This window comes from Maridesulfovibrio zosterae DSM 11974 (assembly GCF_000425265.1).
Lineage (GTDB): Bacteria > Desulfobacterota > Desulfovibrionia > Desulfovibrionales > Desulfovibrionaceae > Maridesulfovibrio > Maridesulfovibrio zosterae.
On record NZ_AUDC01000016.1, the window covers coordinates 18,829 to 35,438 of the forward strand.

Annotated in this window: 15 protein-coding genes and 1 tRNA gene; 8 read left to right on the top strand and 8 right to left on the bottom strand. The window is 38.5% G+C overall.

From position 1 onward, the window contains the following. The first annotated feature begins 19 nt into the window (after window positions 1-19). Window positions 20-112: transfer RNA gene (locus H589_RS0110225), tRNA-Ser, on the top strand. A 395-nt stretch (window positions 113-507) separates the two neighbouring features. Here H589_RS0110225 and H589_RS0110230 read toward each other — a convergent pair. Beyond that, window positions 508-891, bottom strand: a complete 384-nt coding sequence (locus H589_RS0110230) for a ferredoxin-thioredoxin reductase catalytic domain-containing protein (RefSeq protein WP_245577109.1) — start codon at window positions 889-891, stop codon at window positions 508-510. Between the two features lie 141 nt (window positions 892-1,032). After that, on the bottom strand, window positions 1,033-1,473 hold the full coding sequence (locus tag H589_RS0110235; protein ID WP_027721918.1) for a YqaA family protein: 441 nt from the start codon (window positions 1,471-1,473) through the stop codon (window positions 1,033-1,035). A 296-nt stretch (window positions 1,474-1,769) separates the two neighbouring features. Here H589_RS0110235 and H589_RS0110240 point away from each other — a divergent pair, with 296 nt between their 5' ends. The 4 genes from H589_RS0110240 to H589_RS0110255 all read left to right on the top strand — a co-directional run bounded on the left by H589_RS0110240 (window position 1,770) and on the right by H589_RS0110255 (window position 6,719). Continuing rightward, entirely contained in the window at window positions 1,770-2,681 is a 912-nt protein-coding gene (locus H589_RS0110240; RefSeq protein WP_027721919.1) for a TIGR02285 family protein, read from the top strand. A 120-nt stretch (window positions 2,682-2,801) separates the two neighbouring features. Then, entirely contained in the window at window positions 2,802-3,179 is a 378-nt protein-coding gene (locus H589_RS0110245) for a PH domain-containing protein (protein ID WP_027721920.1), read from the top strand. Window positions 3,180-3,320: 141 nt separating this feature from the next. Beyond that, on the top strand, window positions 3,321-5,159 hold the full coding sequence (locus H589_RS0110250) for a UbiD family decarboxylase (RefSeq protein WP_027721921.1): 1,839 nt from the start codon (window positions 3,321-3,323) through the stop codon (window positions 5,157-5,159). Between the two features lie 264 nt (window positions 5,160-5,423). Next, window positions 5,424-6,719, top strand: a complete 1,296-nt coding sequence (locus tag H589_RS0110255; RefSeq protein ID WP_027721922.1) for a hypothetical protein — start codon at window positions 5,424-5,426, stop codon at window positions 6,717-6,719. Window position 6,720: 1 nt separating this feature from the next. Here the strand turns inward: H589_RS0110255 and H589_RS0110260 are convergent, their stop codons facing one another. Further along, window positions 6,721-7,524: a substrate-binding periplasmic protein gene (locus H589_RS0110260; protein ID WP_027721923.1), complete on the bottom strand. Its 804-nt coding sequence runs from the start codon at window positions 7,522-7,524 to the stop codon at window positions 6,721-6,723. A gap of 193 nt (window positions 7,525-7,717) precedes the next feature. On the opposite strand from H589_RS0110260, the gene H589_RS0110265 reads away from it, so the two are divergent. Further along, window positions 7,718-8,422 carry an SDR family oxidoreductase gene (locus H589_RS0110265; RefSeq protein WP_027721924.1) on the top strand — a complete coding sequence of 235 codons (705 nt, stop codon included), beginning with the start codon at window positions 7,718-7,720 and terminating at the stop codon, window positions 8,420-8,422. An 81-nt stretch (window positions 8,423-8,503) separates the two neighbouring features. On the opposite strand, the gene H589_RS0110270 is transcribed toward H589_RS0110265, so the two are convergent. The 4 genes from H589_RS0110270 to glnH form a co-directional block, all read right to left on the bottom strand. After that, entirely contained in the window at window positions 8,504-9,079 is a 576-nt protein-coding gene (locus tag H589_RS0110270) for an EF-hand domain-containing protein (protein WP_027721925.1), read from the bottom strand. Window positions 9,080-9,341: 262 nt separating this feature from the next. Then, on the bottom strand, window positions 9,342-10,073 hold the full coding sequence (locus tag H589_RS0110275) for an amino acid ABC transporter ATP-binding protein (protein WP_027721926.1): 732 nt from the start codon (window positions 10,071-10,073) through the stop codon (window positions 9,342-9,344). 4 nt (window positions 10,074-10,077) lie between these two features. Next, window positions 10,078-10,746 (bottom strand): amino acid ABC transporter permease, encoded by a 669-nt coding sequence (locus H589_RS0110280; RefSeq protein ID WP_027721927.1) that lies wholly within the window; start codon window positions 10,744-10,746, stop codon window positions 10,078-10,080. 109 nt (window positions 10,747-10,855) lie between these two features. Beyond that, a complete protein-coding gene (glnH, locus tag H589_RS0110285; RefSeq protein WP_027721928.1) occupies window positions 10,856-11,599 on the bottom strand; it encodes a glutamine ABC transporter substrate-binding protein GlnH in 744 nt (247 codons plus the stop codon). 882 nt (window positions 11,600-12,481) lie between these two features. Between glnH and H589_RS0110290 the strand changes: the two genes are divergently transcribed. Both H589_RS0110290 and H589_RS0110295 read left to right on the top strand, forming a co-directional pair. Then, the gene (locus tag H589_RS0110290) at window positions 12,482-14,668 is read left to right on the top strand and encodes a glutamine synthetase III family protein (RefSeq protein ID WP_027721929.1); all 2,187 of its coding nucleotides are present in this window, start codon (window positions 12,482-12,484) and stop codon (window positions 14,666-14,668) included. A gap of 243 nt (window positions 14,669-14,911) precedes the next feature. Then, complete coding sequence (locus tag H589_RS0110295) at window positions 14,912-15,445, top strand: hypothetical protein (RefSeq protein WP_027721930.1); 534 nt, start codon at window positions 14,912-14,914, stop codon at window positions 15,443-15,445. Between the two features lie 96 nt (window positions 15,446-15,541). Here the strand turns inward: H589_RS0110295 and H589_RS0110300 are convergent, their stop codons facing one another. Then, entirely contained in the window at window positions 15,542-16,264 is a 723-nt protein-coding gene (locus H589_RS0110300; RefSeq protein WP_027721931.1) for a hypothetical protein, read from the bottom strand. Between the last annotated feature and the right edge of the window lie 346 nt (window positions 16,265-16,610).

The window sequence follows — 16,610 nt, forward strand, 5'->3', positions numbered from 1 at the left end:
CAGCCACTATATATATTTAGGAAAGGTAGCGAAGTCCGGCCGTAACGCGCTCGACTCGAAATCGAGTTATGGGTCAAACCATACGTGGGTTCGAATCCCACCCTTTCCGCCATAATTTAAGGGGTTTAGGCAGTAATGCTTAAACCCCTTAGTTATTTAAATTATCTTCAATAGGTAATTTTATAGGTGATCTGACTTCAAAAAACTCCATTCCCACACCACTATGACAAGAAACTTTCATGCACTACTCTCGATTTCCACGAATGATTCAGTCTGTACCAAACACTTAGCATCTAAAATAATTGGAAAATATTTTTTTATACTTCACATTTCAACAATCAGATCATTTGACTAATTCTCAGCAAATGAATTTGACCTGATTGAATAACCACGAAATACTCACGACCAAAGTCCATAGCAAAGGGGCGCTAACCGTACAGTTAGCGCCCCTTAAACTTTTGATTTTCTAAAAATCAATTATTCTCAAACGAATAATTTCAGCTACAGCTATTTCTTGTTGCCTTTTTCCGGTGCCGGATCAGCAACGAATCCGTAGGTGGTCCTGCCATCATGGTCATTTGGTAGATTCTCGGTAACAGGCATACCTTCTGGGTTTACGAACAGCATGCAGTGACAGTATTTATAATTTTTCATATCATTGCATGGACAAAGCCAGTCTCTTTCCTTCACAGCTTCCTTTTTATCAGGATAAAAACGACAAGGGCAAAGAGGACGTTTGAGGTCATCCATATGCATGGCCAGCCCGGTTATAACGGCATCTGAAACATCTGCCATAGGATGAATATTGAGTCCGGTACGTGCACAATATTTTTTAACGTAGTTATTAATTAGAGCAAGGCTCTTTTCAGTAGGCTGAGACAACTCTTTCACCTTTAATTATTGATAGTTATACTAATTACACATTTCTAAAATGCATTTTTGTTCCTCAAAAGATCGACTTGCGTAATTAACACCAATCAAAACGGATTAAAAGAGCTAAGAGCTGCATATTTTTTTATAGATCCTTCAACACTATCCCCCAGCGCAGAGTATTACTGAGATAACTATATAACGGCCTAATTTTCCAATTGTAACCAGAACTAAAAATATTAAGAAATTAATCCGCAAAAGCCCGGCTGCAACGGTTAGTGGATCACCAATAACAGGAACCCATGCAAGCAGCAGCGAATACATACCATATTTTTCAAACCTGGCCAGCGATGCATTAACTTCTCTTTCCGATGCCGTTGAAAATTTTCGTTTAAAAATTTCTCCCCCACCGTAGCCAAGCCCATAATTAACGATAGAGCCAAGTACGTTACCAAGGGTAGCAACAGTAACAAGTATAAAAGGGTTCATCCCGCTTAAAATAAGAGCGCTAAGCACAATTTCTGAACTGAAAGGAAGAATAGTTGCGGCAAGAAAAGCTGCAGTAAATAGTCCTAAAAATCCAAAGTTGATTAATAATTCCATCAATAAATATTCATCACTATTTTAAATTATACAATAGCAGTATTTTAAAAAATATCATACAAACAACTAGTTAAAATTTTTTGCCCATGAGACACTCATAAATAAAACTAATAGCTTTAATACAAAGACATAGGTAAATCTTTCATAAATAAAAAACTATTTTCTAATTTATGCAACAACAAATTTTAAAAATTAGAAAAAAAATAACATACACAACAGCGTAAAAAAACTATAGTGTTATAAGAAAAAACAAAGCATTACTATCGAACTTTTAAATATCAAAAAAAACATTTATTATGAGACACTTAAACATCTTCATCTTAATTATCACATGTTTTTTTATACAGTCAGCTTACGCTGAAGACGATAATATTTATTGGTATCATGCTGATTTCCCTCCAGGCTCAATACTAACAGGAGTATATGCAGGCCAAGGTCATTCAAATTATCTTGAGAGATACTTAAAGAAAAGAATGCCTGAATACAATCACAGTGATCGCTCCGGAAACTATGGGCGTATTTTAAAACAGCTGGCTGAAACAAATGGCTGCTGTGTAACTTTGATAAAAACCCCTGAGCGTGAAAAATTTATAGAATATAGTAATCCTGTGATGCTGTTCCTTTCGGCAGGACTTTTAATTCTCAAATCTAGGCTACCAGAATTTGAAAGGTTTATGACTGATGGCGGATTCATTTCAATTGAAAAAATACTCAAAAATTCTAATATGAAGATTGGTATTTCCAAAGGACGACGCTACGGAGGCTCAGCAGACAAGCTGATTGACCAATACACAGGTTCTAACAAAATTATTATTCACTATAAAAGAGATTTATTAGAACATCTTATGAAGAGCGTGCAGTCACAAAAAGCCGTAGACTGCACATTAGGATTTGCCAGCGAAATGTTATGGCTGGTTTCCAAAGGAAAAATTGAAGATAAATTCACATTCATCCCGGTACTGGAAATCCCTAAATATACTCCTATTTATGCAGGTTGCAGTAAAAATGAATGGGGGAAAAAGGTTATCAAAAAGATAAACGCTATCATAGACGGCAAATGTAACGAGGAATACAAGCGCCGCTATCAAAAATTCATTCCAAAAGAAGAAATTGCCCGGCACGACGAATATGTTACACAATTTTTCGAAAATATCAGTCAAAATGGTCAAATACCGAATAACAAAAGAACTGATTTGGATTTAAGATAATCCATTTCTGTCGTATTTAAACTTTATTAACGCAATATAATTAATTCCCTGCTCGACATAAAATACTCGGTAATATAAAGTACACTATAAACATTAATTTAAAAATACATTGGAGATTATATGGGATTCCTTGACGGACTTATGGGTAATGCAAGTGAAATAAGTGTTGAAGATGTGCAGGAAGAGCTTGCTCCTATTCTTGGCGACAATGAACAGGTAGAACGGGCTTTTAAAGTCATTCGCGATATGTATGTTTTTACGACTGGCCGTCTAATCATGATTGATAAACAAGGCTTGACCGGTAAAAAAGTTGAGTATCTATCAATCCCCTATAAGTCTATTACCAGTTTCTCGGTTGAAACGGCAGGTCATTTTGATCTGGACTCAGAACTTACTATGTGGATTTCAGGAAGACATGAACCTGTTTTCAAAGAGCTAAAAAAAGGAAGCGATGTCGTTGGCATCCAAAAACTGTTGGCAAATAAAATTCTACGTTAAATTATATTCAACACCTGTCCCTTTCTGAAAGTAAAAGCCTGCTATAAAATGCAGGCTTTTTTCATGGCTAATAAGCTTGATTCCACAGCCAGTAATCCATACACTCAGCCGCACAATATTTGAATACGAAAAGGAAAAGTTATGGGTTACAAAAATACACGTGAATGCCTCACCGCCCTTGAAGAACGCGGCGAGATGATCCGAATAGAGCAGGAAATTGATCCTAATCTTGAAATGGGCGCAATTCAGCGCAGAGTGTTCCAGGCTGGCGGACCGGCCCTGCTGTTCACTAATGTGAAAGGCTGCAGATTTCCCATGGCCGCCAATATTTATGGCACCAAAGAACGTATGCATTATATCTTCCGCGATACAATTGAGACCGTTGAACGCCTTATGAAGCTCAAGCTCTCGCCCATGGAGCTGCTTAAACGTCCTTGGAAATACCTTGGCGCTCCACGTACTGCTTTTCACACCATGCCCAAAAAACTTTCAAGCGGCCCTGTTATGGAGAATGAAACCACCCTTTCACAGTTGCCTCAGCTTATTTCATGGCCTATGGACGGCGGGGCATTCATAACCCTGCCGCAGGTATACTCAGAGAGCCCGGATTCTCCCGGCATTTCAAGTTCTAATATGGGCATGTATCGGGTACAGATATCCGGCAATGACTACACGAATACAGAGGCGGGCCTGCACTACCAGATCCACAGAGGTATCGGACATCACCACGCACAGGCTCTTAAAAAAGGACAACCACTGAAGGTAAATATTTTTGTGGGCGGAGCCCCGTCTATGACCCTCGCCGCAGTCATGCCGCTACCTGAAGGACTGGCTGAGATTTTCTTTGCAGGAGCACTGGGCGGTCATAGAATTCCGATAATTCATAAAAATAACGGCCTGCCCATTCCATCCGAAGCAGATTTCTGTATTTGCGGAACCATCAGTAACTATAAAAAAGCCGAAGGTCCCTTCGGAGATCATATAGGTTACTACAGTCTTGCTCATGATTTTCCAGTGCTGAAAGTAGATAAAGTATACCATCGCAATGACGCAATCTGGCCTTTCACAACAGTTGGACGCCCACCGCAGGAAGATACAATGTTCGGAGATTTTATCCACGAAATGACATCCGAACTGGTTCCATCCGTATTTTCAGGAGTACATGAAGTACATGCAGTTGATGTCGCCGGAGTTCATCCACTTTTGCTCGCCGTTGGCAGTGAACGATATGTTCCATATGCTGATGAACGCCAGCCTCAGGAGCTGCTGACTAATGCCATGGGTCTGCTTGGTAACACTCAGACCTCCCTTGCTAAATACCTCTTCATCGCTGCCAAGGAAGATATGCGAAAAGGAGAGAGCTGCCATAACATCCCGCAATTTTTTAATCATATGCTTCAGTGCGTAGACTTAAAACGAGATCTTCATTTCATAACCAGAACCACAATTGATACACTTGACTACTCTGGCACAGGTTTAAATGAAGGATCAAAATTGATATTTGCCGCAGCAGGAGCCAAAAAACGCGAACTTAATACAGATCTGCCCACACAGATAAATCTTCCGGACGGATTCAGTAATGTAAAAGTATTTGCGCCGGGAATATTGATCATCAAAGGATGTAAAAGCGAAACTGAACGTGGTATGCAAGCCCCTGAAATTGATAAATTAGCTATATATTTACAGCAGACCAGAGGCATTGAAGGCTTCCCCATGATTGTAGTAGCTGACGATGAAAATTTTACCGGCCGGAACTGGGATAACTTCCTATGGGTAACATTTACCCGCTCTGATCCGGCAACTGATATTTATGGTGTAGGTGCGTTCACACATGCCAAGCACTGGGGAACTGAGAAATCGTTCATTATTGATGCACGACTTAAAAGTTTTCAAGCTCCCCCGCTGGAAGATGATCCTGAAATTGAAAAAAGAGTTGATGCATTAGGTGTATCGGGAATGCCACTTTACGGAATCATATAAAAGTCAAAAAAACGTCATTTTACTTTAAGCCGGATTATTGCAATCCGGCTTTTTTTGTATTTTTATGAAGAAAATGCAAGCAATACTCTCACCATAAGATATTATCCTGCTTCACTTTTATTCTTTACTACTATGTACGAGCAATAATTATTATTATATTTTATAAAGGCATAACAAAAATATACAAATTGGAATAAATAGTGCATGATTTAAACTATAAATATATATTGAAATACAGAGTAAAGCATTGGCAGGAGCTCCGCCATGAAGAATCACAATCACAATCATTTATTTAAAGATTGTAGTTTAGAAATAATACTTCGTAATAATTATACAAATATAATATCTCATGTTAATTCTATTCCAGAAGAAGAATTGATTAACACTCCTCAAAAAGAAATAGTAGAACGTATATTAAGCGAAAACTGTGTCAAAAAATTAGTACTGCATGAAGATAAAATAAGGATGCATCAACCTATTAAATGCAAGCTTGATTCTGAAAACAAAATATATGGTGCTGCTACGTCAATAAATTTATGTATTGTAGATGGAAGTGAGGTCTCAGTTGAAATACCATATTCAGGAGACAGAAGGCTGTGGGTAAGCTATCCAAGTATACACTATATGAATGGTGGGCCAAGGTTCACTATAAAATCAGATTGTATAGTAAAAAACTATGCTCAAAAGAATGATAACAACCAGTCAGAAATGCAAGAAAGGTTCGCACATGCCTTAGCTATGATTAAGCAGTATCTGAAGTGGCAGGAAAATGATCTTAGACTTTATGAAGCAAAGGTCAAAAAAATAGCCGCTAAGACAATACACTACCGTTTGCAGAAATTATACAAAGAAAATGAAGCTATACTTGCGAAGGAAGAAAGTAAGAAACATAACCAAAAGCTGTCTCGCATCAGTAATATCTTTCCGACTCTGCATCAGGCAGAACAGGCAGAACCAGAGCATGAGCCTGCAATATCAAATAAAGATTTTTTTGAAATTTCAAAAATAATACGCGAAACATGCCGCATGTTTGAAAGAACTCCTGGTATATTCAATATTCATAGTGATGAAGAATTGATGAAAATAATTATTTCAACTTTAAATTCCAGAATTTCAGAAATGCAAAATAGACGCTTGTTTCAAAAATCAGGGCAAGCTAAATTCAATGTAAATATTGGAGGAAAAGAGGTACACATATGCAAATGTCTTATCTGGAAGTGCATAGATGGTATGACATATGCTCTTAATAATATTCTGGCAACTCCAACATGGAATAATTGCAAAGTAAATTTCATAATATTCAATAAAAATGAGTTTCTTTTCAGAAAGGTACTTAATAGCATTGCAAATATTATACGTAAACACACATCACTATTCAGTATGTACTCAGGAGTAAGACCAAATGAATGGAATACATCTATGTATTCTCTAAATAATAAATCAAATAATTTCCAAATACACTTCATGGCGTATAATATATTTAAGGGACAAAAAAAGCCTCGTCACAAGCTCACAGAACAAGAAAGGTTTTTTTTCAGCCAATTAGCAACAAAGGAGTAATTTAAAACAGAAGATCCTCTAGTCCGTACTGCTTTGCAATTTTTTTAAACGTACCATCTTCTTTCATTTTCTTCAGCCCGCTATTAATGAGCTTAATAAGTTTTTCACCTTCAGGACTTTTAGTTGCAAGAATATAAAACTTTAATGGTTCAACCTCAGGCATGGGAATCCACCCTATTGTATTCATACTGATATTATTCATTTTTGCATATGATACGATCACTTGTTTGAACCCCATAGCAAAATCAAAACGCTCTCTATCAACCATTGCCAGTAATGATTTATAATCTGGAGAGGTAACTTGAGCTTGAGAAACATCAAATGGATATAAATCGTAATTAGATCCAGAAAGTCCACCTAGAGTATAATCAGCTACATCTATGACGTATTTTACTACAGGTGGAGTATGGTACTTTTTCTTGCTATAAAAAAAGACATTATCAAGATAATAAATGGTGTCAGAAAAAATAAATTTTTGCAGTCTTTTTGAACTATTAGTGCCATCAAGCAACAAATTAATCTTGTTGTTTTCAAGAGCTAGTAAACATCTTTTCCACGGCAATTCCAAAAATTGAATATTCTGCACTTCATCTTTAAAAATATGCTTCACGACATCTACTGTAAAACCGCGTAATTTATGAGGAGCATCAGGAAGTGTATAGCAAAAAGGGCTCCAGTATGCCGTCCCGCCCACTACTATATTTTTAGCATAACTTGTTGAATACGATAATATAAAAAAAGTAAACAATGTAATGCTGAAAACTTTCACAGCAGCAAAAGAAAATTTTAAAAGAGAAGCTGACACAATTCCTCACCCTGTTAAAATTTTAAGCATATAAGGCAAATGGACAGTATAGATAAAGCCAAATTATAAAGAATATAATATATTTTACATATTAATTGCAAGCCAGACGGAGTGTATTTATATTATACTTTTTCAATATACCATAAATTTATTATACAATTCAATGTAAGTATCACTATAAATTGGAGAAGATATGAGCCAGGATAAAGTGGCTGTCATTACAGCCGGCGGAAGTGGAATGGGCGCAGGAGCAGCCCGGAAATTAGCTGCTGAGGGTTACAAAGTAGCTGTTCTTTCATCATCAGGTAAAGGTGAAGACCTTGCAAATGAACTTAGCGGATTCGGTTACACAGGTTCTAACCTCAACCCTGATGATCTGAGTGAATTTATCAGTAAGGTTCTAGAAAAATGGGGAAGAATTGATGTCGTTGTCAATAGTGCAGGACACGGTCCGAAAGGTGATATTCTTGAAATGACTGATGAGGATTACATCAAGGGTATGGAAGTATATCTGCTAAACGTCATTCGCATTGCCCGCCTCGTGACACCTGTTATGCTGAAACAGGGCTGCGGCTCAATTGTCAACATTTCAACTTATGCCTGCTTCGAGCCTGAAGAACTCTTTCCCACATCCGGCATGTTCCGCTCAAGTCTTGCAGCGTTCAGTAAGCTTTATGCTGATAAATATGCAGATAAAGGAATTCGTATTAATAATATTCTTCCCGGATTTATTGATAGCCTGCCGGAAAAAGATGAACGTCGCGCGCGCATTCCAATGGGCCGTTATGGTAAAGTTGAGGAAATAGCAGATGCTATTTATTTTCTTGCTTCTGAAAAATCAAGCTACATAACGGGACAAAATCTGCGCGTAGACGGCGGTATAACAAGATCTGTTTAAGATTATTAAAAAGAACCGATACCCTCGTAAGGCAATAAATCCATTAAAAAGGCACGATCATATGGATCGTGCCTTTGCTTTTTATTTGTTTTTCTTCCAGGCTTCCCACTCTTGTTTGCTCAACTTACCGTCTTTGTTGAGATCAGCCTCTTTCATAATACGTTCAGCGTTAAGAGGATAAACTCTGACTATTTCAGATCGGATAACAGTTTTATTTCCGTCTTTATCAATATCAATAAAAGCACGAGAGAAATGAATTCTTTCCATACTGTAAGAAATAGCTTTGCATTTACGTCCATCTTCGAGATAATAAAGTGACATACTCTGCTTACCGGTAATAAATCCCTGAGTATATCCTTCTCCGGCTTCAGCTAAATACAGTGATTTACCATCTGCGCCGATAATACCCTTAAAATTCTCAGTAATCAGGTTATCCTTATTCTCAGCAAACCACGCTTTATAGCCTGAAAAAAGCTCTCCATCCTGCTTGTTGATAACCATGGCAGATTTTGATGTGATGATTGAACCATCACTTTTGATCATTCTGACCTTACCAACCCAAGTACCGCGTATCTCAGGATAGTCAGCAGCAATAGCCAGAGAACACATCAAGGTTAAAGCCAAAACTACCATAGAACAGCCAAAAACTTTTTTCATATCGTTTTCTCCATATTAAAAATTACATTCAACAATATTTTATTGTGTAAATACTAAGCACAGTCAACTATTTTATATAATACAATTTATGTAAAAAAAAATAAAAAATGCCACAATACACTAGTATTATGGCATTTTTTACTCTTACAGCCAGTTATAATAAACCGACAAAAAGATTAATATGAGCTTTTTAGTAATTCGAAAAACTTTGTTTTCTAAACTTTTTCACATAAAATTTATGTAATAATATCAGCAGATACACCTAAAGATGTGAAACAACTTTGCCTAGAAAATCTTTGAGACGTGGATTTTTAGGATTAGCAAAAACCTCAGCAGGTACGCCTTCTTCCTGAATAATTCCCTCGTCAATGAAGATCAAACGATCAGCAACTTCTTTGGCAAACCCCATTTCGTGAGTAACAACTACCATTGTCATACCCTCTTTTGCGAGCTGCTGCATAACTTCCAGAACTTCCCCTACAAGCTCGGGGTCCAGCGCAGAAGTAGGCTCATCAAAAAGAATAACCTTGGGCTGCAAAGCCAGTGAACGGGCAATAGCTACACGCTGTTTCTGCCCACCTGAAAGTTGATCTGGATAGTTACGGGCTTTATCTTTAAGTCCAACTTTTTCCAGTAATTTCAATCCAAGCTCATTAGCATCACTTTTGCTTACATTACGAACTTTGACAGGTCCAAGAGTAACATTCTCCAGAATTGTCATGTGTGGAAAAAGATTAAACTGCTGAAAAACCATTCCGGCTTCAGCCCGAACTTCATTAATATTGGTAGACTTTTGCATAATATCATGCCCGTCCACAATAATAGTACCGGAAGTTGGCTCTTCAAGTTTGTTGATACAGCGCAAAACAGTAGATTTACCGGACCCTGAAGGACCGATAATACAGACTACTTCACCTGATTTAACATGCAGATCAATACCTTTGATGACGTCGAGCTGCCCGAAACTTTTGTAAAGATTTTTAATTTGAATCATAAAATTACCTCCGGGAAGTATTGAGCTTTTTCTCAACCATACGCATACCATTTGCGATAGACAGAGTCATAACAAGATAAACACAGGCAACAGCAAGATAAACTTCAAATGCACGGAAGTTTACGGAGGTAATTTCCTGACCTGTTCTCATAAGTTCGCCAACACCGATAACCATAAGCAGAGAGGTATCTTTAAGGCTGATAATAAACTGGTTTCCAAGAGGCGGTATCATGCGTTTTAAAGCCTGAGGCCAAATAATATAGCGCATTGTCTGTGCACTGGTAAGGCCTATGGAACGTCCGGCTTCTACCTGTCCCGGATTAATTGACTGAACAGCACCACGCACGATTTCGGCAATATACGCACCAGAATTTACAGCAATAATAACAATCCCGGCGGTCATAGGAGGAATGCGCATTCCGATTGCCATAGGAACACCATAATAAAGAAACATGGCTTGAACCAGCATGGGAGTTCCCCTGATGGCTTCAACATAAACCCCGGCAATTTTGCGAACAAAAAAAGAACGAGAAAGCTTCATCAGGCCAGCTGTACTACCGAGGATAAAACCTAAAAATAAACCGCCAAGAGTAATCTCAATTGTGAGCTTAAGTCCACGCATGAGCATGGGAAAAGTATCCCAGAAAACTGATGTTTCAAATGCGAATGCCATTACGACCCCTGTCTTAAAAAATAGTCAGGGCGGCCAGACGGCCGCCCTTCAGAAAACAGAAACATAAAATGTTCCCAGCTCTCTGCATTAATTTACTTAAACTGCTACTCTATTTTGGTTCACTACCAAACCATTTGATGTAAAGCTCACGGTAAGTGCCATCTTTCCGAAGTTCTTTGAGAGCTGCATTAACTTTGGATACAAGCTTGCTGCCCTTAGGAAAGGCAATGCCGTACTGCTGACCATTGTAAAGAGGACCAACAACTTTAACCTGACCTTTACCTGCTTTACGCATGAAATCTCCGATAACAGGAGAGTCAAAAAGTACAGCATCAGCACCGCCGCTCATAAGTTCCATGAACATAGCATCGCTGTTAGGATAAAGTTTAACTTCTTTAGGATCAGCTGTTTTAGCGAATTCAGCTGAAGTTGTATTCAGCTTGGTAGCAATAATTTTGCCTTTGAGGTCTTTAATATCATTAATAGAATTGTCATCACTTTTGACAAGAAGAAGAAGGCCTGAGTTGTAATAACCATCAGAAAAATCAACAACTTTAGCACGTTCAGGTTTGATGGTAATACCAGCAATACCTACATCGATCTGATTAGACTGGAGACCGGGGATAATGCCATTGAAGTCCATTGGCTGCAATTCGTACTCAACACCGCATTTATCAGCAATAGCTTTCCAGAGTTCAACGTCAAAACCGGTATGAACACCTGTTTTGGGATCTTTGAATTCAAAAGGAGGAAAGCTGGTGTCACAGGCAACAGTAAGTTTACTTGCGAAAGCAGATCCAACCATAGCCACAGTAATCAGCACAGCTACAACGAGTGACAGCAATTTTTTCATGAGTCCTCCAAGACTAACGAGAAATTTTTAAAACATCTCCATAAGGTAATAATGAAGATTGACCGCTCAACTGGGAAATTTTCCATCTTAAATTTACTTAACTGGTAAATATTAGCACTTTTTTCTTCTCATTTCAAGAATTTCAGCTTTTACATTTTTAATTAAAAACTTAATAACTACGCGTTCATAACCTAATAAAACTCAAAACAAATTCGTTATAGACAAGATAAATAACCCCGAAACGACACTAATTAATAAAATAACTACAACCACTCGCTCAAGTTATTGAAAATATAAACTAATGTTTTTAACTGAAATAAAAATTTGAGAAATATGTTTATCGAATAATAATCAATTTAAATATCAGGAAATGAGGCTGAATATGAAACAAAAAAAAATTGAAAACTATGCTGAATTCATAATTTAAGTATAAATTAAAAGCATCACCATGAAGCTGAACTTTAACCCAATTTTGGACTGACAACCTATATATATTAATGTAGGGTCAAGCTCATAAAAAACGATAAGTACAAAACTTCACATTCGTAAGCTTTGACAAAAATGACTACATTTTATACATATCTCTCAGACAAAACCTAAGAGTTATCCACATTTTTGTCACAAAACACATAGCATAGACATGTTTAATTGAAATCAATTACAAAAACGTAATATGTTTTTCAGAAACAACTACATTATTCTACATTTTTGTAAGCTATTCACCCTAGCCAGTACAGCTAAACATGTATAAATAGCTTAATTTATTAATAAATATGTTTTAGGCACACCACGTGCTTATTTGAAAATCAGTTTTGCAAATAAGCCCATTACTCTCCGCCGGGTCGGAGATCACAATTAAATTGACTCAAGGAGTTTTTTCAAATGAGTGCAAACTTGTCCCGCCAGAGCGCAATCACCGCGATAACTAACTACACAGCCCCAGAAGCATCTTTCAGCTTTGCAGACACTAAGCCTACTGAACTTTTCGGTTGTAACGTATTTAATGACAACGTTATGAAAGATAGACTTCCTAAAAAGGTCTATAAATCCGTTAAGAAAACCATCGAAGAAGGTGCTGTACTTGACCCGACCGTTGCTGATGCAGTTGCAAACGCAATGAAAGAATGGGCCATGGAAAAAGGTGCTACACACTATACCCACGTTTTCTATCCTCTGACAGGCCTCACTGCTGAAAAACATGACGGTTTCCTTTCTCCTGACGGAAAAGGTAACGCTATTGCAGAATTTGAAGGTAAACTCCTTATTCAGGGTGAACCTGATGCATCCAGCTTCCCTAACGGTGGCCTCCGTGCAACATTTGAAGCACGTGGTTACACAGCTTGGGACGTTACAAGCCCTGCATACATCCTTGAAAATCCTAACGGAACCTTCCTGTGCATTCCTACTGCATTTATCTCATGGAAAGGTGAAGCTCTGGATAAAAAGACTCCCCTGCTCAGAGCAAATCAGGCTGTCAATAAATCAGCACAGCGCATTCTGAAAATCTTCGGTGATGATTCCGGTAAACGCGTTGTTTCAAACGCCGGTCCTGAACAGGAATATTTCCTCATCGACAGAAACTTTTTCTTTGCCCGTCCAGACCTTCAGATGGCAGGCAGAACCCTGTTCGGTGCTAAACCGGCTAAAGGTCAGGAACTCGATGACCATTACTTCGGCGCAATTCCCCGCCGTGTTCTTTCTTTCATGATGGACGTTGAACATCAGCTCTACAAACTTGGTGTGCCTGTAAAAACACGCCATAATGAAGTTGCACCCGGTCAGTTCGAAATTGCACCCGTTTACGAACAGTCCAATATTGCAACCGACCATAACCAGATGGTTATGACTACTCTCAAAAGCGTAGCTAAAAAGCATGGAATGGCTTGCCTGCTGCACGAAAAACCTTTCGCAGGAATCAACGGATCAGGTAAACATCTTAACTACTCACTGAGTTGCAGCGGTCACGGCAGCCTTTTCGATCCAGGCGAAAACCCGACTGAAAACGCTCAGTTCCTGATCTTCTGCGCTGCGGTTATCCGTTCAGTACACAAGTACAGCAAACTTCTGCGTGCAGTTGTTGCAACAGCAAGCAACGATCACCGTCTTGGTGCTAACGAAGCACCTCCTGCAATCCTGTCCATCTTCCTCGGTGACCACCTGTCTGAAATTTTCAGCAAGATCCAGGAAGGCAACTCACCTACCCCCACATCCACAGGATTCCTTAAAGCAGGCGTTGACACTCTGCCTCCGCTTCCAAGAGATGCTGGTGACCGTAACCGCACAAGCCCATTTGCATTCACCGGTAACCGTTTTGAATTCCGCGCAGTAGGTTCCAACTCATCTATTGCCGGTCCTCAGGTTGCCATCAATACCATGATTGCCGACTCTCTCGACTACATCGCTGATGAACTTGAAGCATTCATGGGTGGCGATGAATCCAAACTCAATGATGCTGTAAACAAAGTCATCAAAGACATCATGGATACTCATGGCCAGATCGTTTTCAACGGTGACGGTTACTCTGACGCATGGCACAAAGAAGCTGTCGAAAAACGCGGTCTCCCCAACCTGCGCACTTCAGCTGATGCTATTCCTGAAATCTCCTCACCTGAAGTTGTTGAGCTTTTCACCAAGTACAGTGTTTTCACTAAAGAAGAACTGGACAGCCGTACTGAAATATACCTTGAACAGTACAATCAGGCTATCGTTACCGAAGCAGCTCTTGTAGTTAAACTCGCTAAGACCCACATCTTCCCAGGCGCAGTCCGCTATCAGAAAGAGCTTGCTGAAACATGTGCAAACATGAAAACAATTGGTGTTCCTTTCACAACTGACGTTCTGACCGAAGTGACTGATAAACTCAGATCAATGCAGGCAGCAGTTGTTGAACTGGAAAAAATTATGGACGCCAAGCCTTCTGACGGTGTTGAAGAAGAAGCAAAATACCTTTGCTGCACCGCACTGCCAGCTATGCTCGAAGTTCGTAAATATGCAGACTCTCTCGAAGAAGTTGTTGCAGATGACCTCTGGTGCCTGCCCAGCTACTCCGAAATGCTTTTTATTAAATAGCAATCACCGACCATATCCTCTTAAAGATAAAGCCTCGCTTGCAAAAGCGGGGCTTCTTCTTTTTCTTAATCAAATCTAAAAACACCCTGCCGATTCATACAGAATAAATTTAGCATGCAGTAGCAATGTTAACTTTATAAAATCCTCATCACCACGCATTTATTTATAGATTTTTAAATAGACAAATTTTCTTTTTTCAATATATTTATTGCATAAATAGAACTGAATAAAATGGAGAGCTTCATGATCAAAAAAAGTATACTGCTTATGTGCTTCTTTTTTATTTTTACTGCTGTAGCCAATGCTCAATCACCATTGACTGGAAGTGAAATTGAACGGGTCCTCGATACTCTTCAGGCTCTTGAGCCATATTCTGATCAGATGGATGCCGAACGTGAAAAAAACGGTGAATTTGATTCTGATGTTCTTGATCCAGAAATGTTCAACCGAGAATGCGCTTTGATCTACGGGTACAATTCCCAGACTAAGAGAATAATAGAAGCCAACGGTTTTACATACAAAACTTGGCCCGAAGCAGCAGGACGCGTGATGAAAGCCATGGCATTTCTATCCATGCAGGAGGAAGGTCAGTCGGGAGCTGAAGAAATGCAAAAAGCACTTACTCAGATTGATGCAGATCAATCTATGACACCTGAACAGAAAAAAATGATGAAGCAACATATTCAATCTACATTTAACACTGCAGAAATAATGATGAAAGCTCCCAAAGAAGATGTTGATGCAGTCCGGCCTTATTACGAAATATTATCTGAATAGCAGTACACAGTATTCTCTATAAATTTTACATGAAGAGAGACAACAGGATTGAACATAACAAAACGGATAGACGCTGATATTTTAATTTGTATTAGTTCAATTCAAACCACACAAATATTCATTAATATAATGATAATAATGTATTGGAACTGTTTTTATTCCTCCAAAATAACGGTCTTGTTCTAATTCATTTATATCTATTGACTTCGGTACAGGTATACATAGAGTATTTTGTTTTATTTCAGAACCAAATAGAGCAGTTTCAGGTTCGCGTAGACTCCTAGATTGAGGTCCCGTTATACCAAAAAACTTTAATCTAGGCTCTCGTAATTTAGCTGCAAGCATAATTGCTGACGCCCTACTTCTTCCGAGATGCATTTCACCTGTACTCCAAATGTTATCAATTCTATCATTTTTTATGTAAATACGCATTAAAATGCTATTCCCAGTGTAATAACCAAGAGCTACACGGAGGTCTCTAGTACAATAGAATGCATTCCAATGTCTTTGATCTCTTGGAAATACAGTGTATTCTTTACTAGTGACTCCGTTATGGTAAAGCCTTCTCGCTATCTTTTCACTTTTAGCCGCCCAACCATAAGGACTCCAACCTTTGTTCAACCTCAAATGCTCTTCAATCTCACGGAACATTTTAATTGAAATATCACTGAACCTGTTGACACCAATAAAGTGTCCATTCCACTTTCGGCGGACTTTCTTACTCGGTCCTTTTCTTTTCCTTTCAGGGTCCCATGGAGTCAGTTGCGAATAAACTTTCGTATTAATAAAATGCTCAACTTCATATTTTCCATTTGCCATGGCTATTCTCTTTTATCTCGGACAATTCTCCTTTTCAATATTAATTATTATAATAAAAATACGGCACACTTTCAACTTACAGTATCTAATATATTCAGCCCACAAAAAAACGCCTCGGAACCAACTTTCGAGGCGTTTATTCTTAAAGTAAACTGCAATTAAATCTACTTTCCGGATATTCATTCAAACATTTCTACAAGCTGTGCAAGAGGCCCCAGAACACTAAAGCCCCTGCCTTCTATCACCCACTGTTACGACAAAATCATTGATCTATCCCGGCACATTCAATCCTTTCGGAAAAGATACATTTTAATATCAGCGTCTAACCGTTTAATCTTAACTGTCT

Coding starts and splice junctions, on each gene's coding strand:
- H589_RS0110255 (WP_027721922.1), top strand. CDS start 5,424: ATGAAGAATCACAATCACAATCATTTATTTAAAGATTGTAGTTTAGAA.
- H589_RS0110290 (WP_027721929.1), top strand. CDS start 12,482: ATGAGTGCAAACTTGTCCCGCCAGAGCGCAATCACCGCGATAACTAAC.
- glnH (WP_027721928.1), bottom strand. CDS start 11,599: ATGAAAAAATTGCTGTCACTCGTTGTAGCTGTGCTGATTACTGTGGCT.
- H589_RS0110300 (WP_027721931.1), bottom strand. CDS start 16,264: ATGGCAAATGGAAAATATGAAGTTGAGCATTTTATTAATACGAAAGTT.
- H589_RS0110245 (WP_027721920.1), top strand. CDS start 2,802: ATGGGATTCCTTGACGGACTTATGGGTAATGCAAGTGAAATAAGTGTT.
- H589_RS0110270 (WP_027721925.1), bottom strand. CDS start 9,079: ATGAAAAAAGTTTTTGGCTGTTCTATGGTAGTTTTGGCTTTAACCTTG.
- H589_RS0110250 (WP_027721921.1), top strand. CDS start 3,321: ATGGGTTACAAAAATACACGTGAATGCCTCACCGCCCTTGAAGAACGC.
- H589_RS0110265 (WP_027721924.1), top strand. CDS start 7,718: ATGAGCCAGGATAAAGTGGCTGTCATTACAGCCGGCGGAAGTGGAATG.
- H589_RS0110240 (WP_027721919.1), top strand. CDS start 1,770: ATGAGACACTTAAACATCTTCATCTTAATTATCACATGTTTTTTTATA.
- H589_RS0110280 (WP_027721927.1), bottom strand. CDS start 10,746: ATGGCATTCGCATTTGAAACATCAGTTTTCTGGGATACTTTTCCCATG.
- H589_RS0110295 (WP_027721930.1), top strand. CDS start 14,912: ATGATCAAAAAAAGTATACTGCTTATGTGCTTCTTTTTTATTTTTACT.
- H589_RS0110275 (WP_027721926.1), bottom strand. CDS start 10,073: ATGATTCAAATTAAAAATCTTTACAAAAGTTTCGGGCAGCTCGACGTC.
- H589_RS0110235 (WP_027721918.1), bottom strand. CDS start 1,473: ATGGAATTATTAATCAACTTTGGATTTTTAGGACTATTTACTGCAGCT.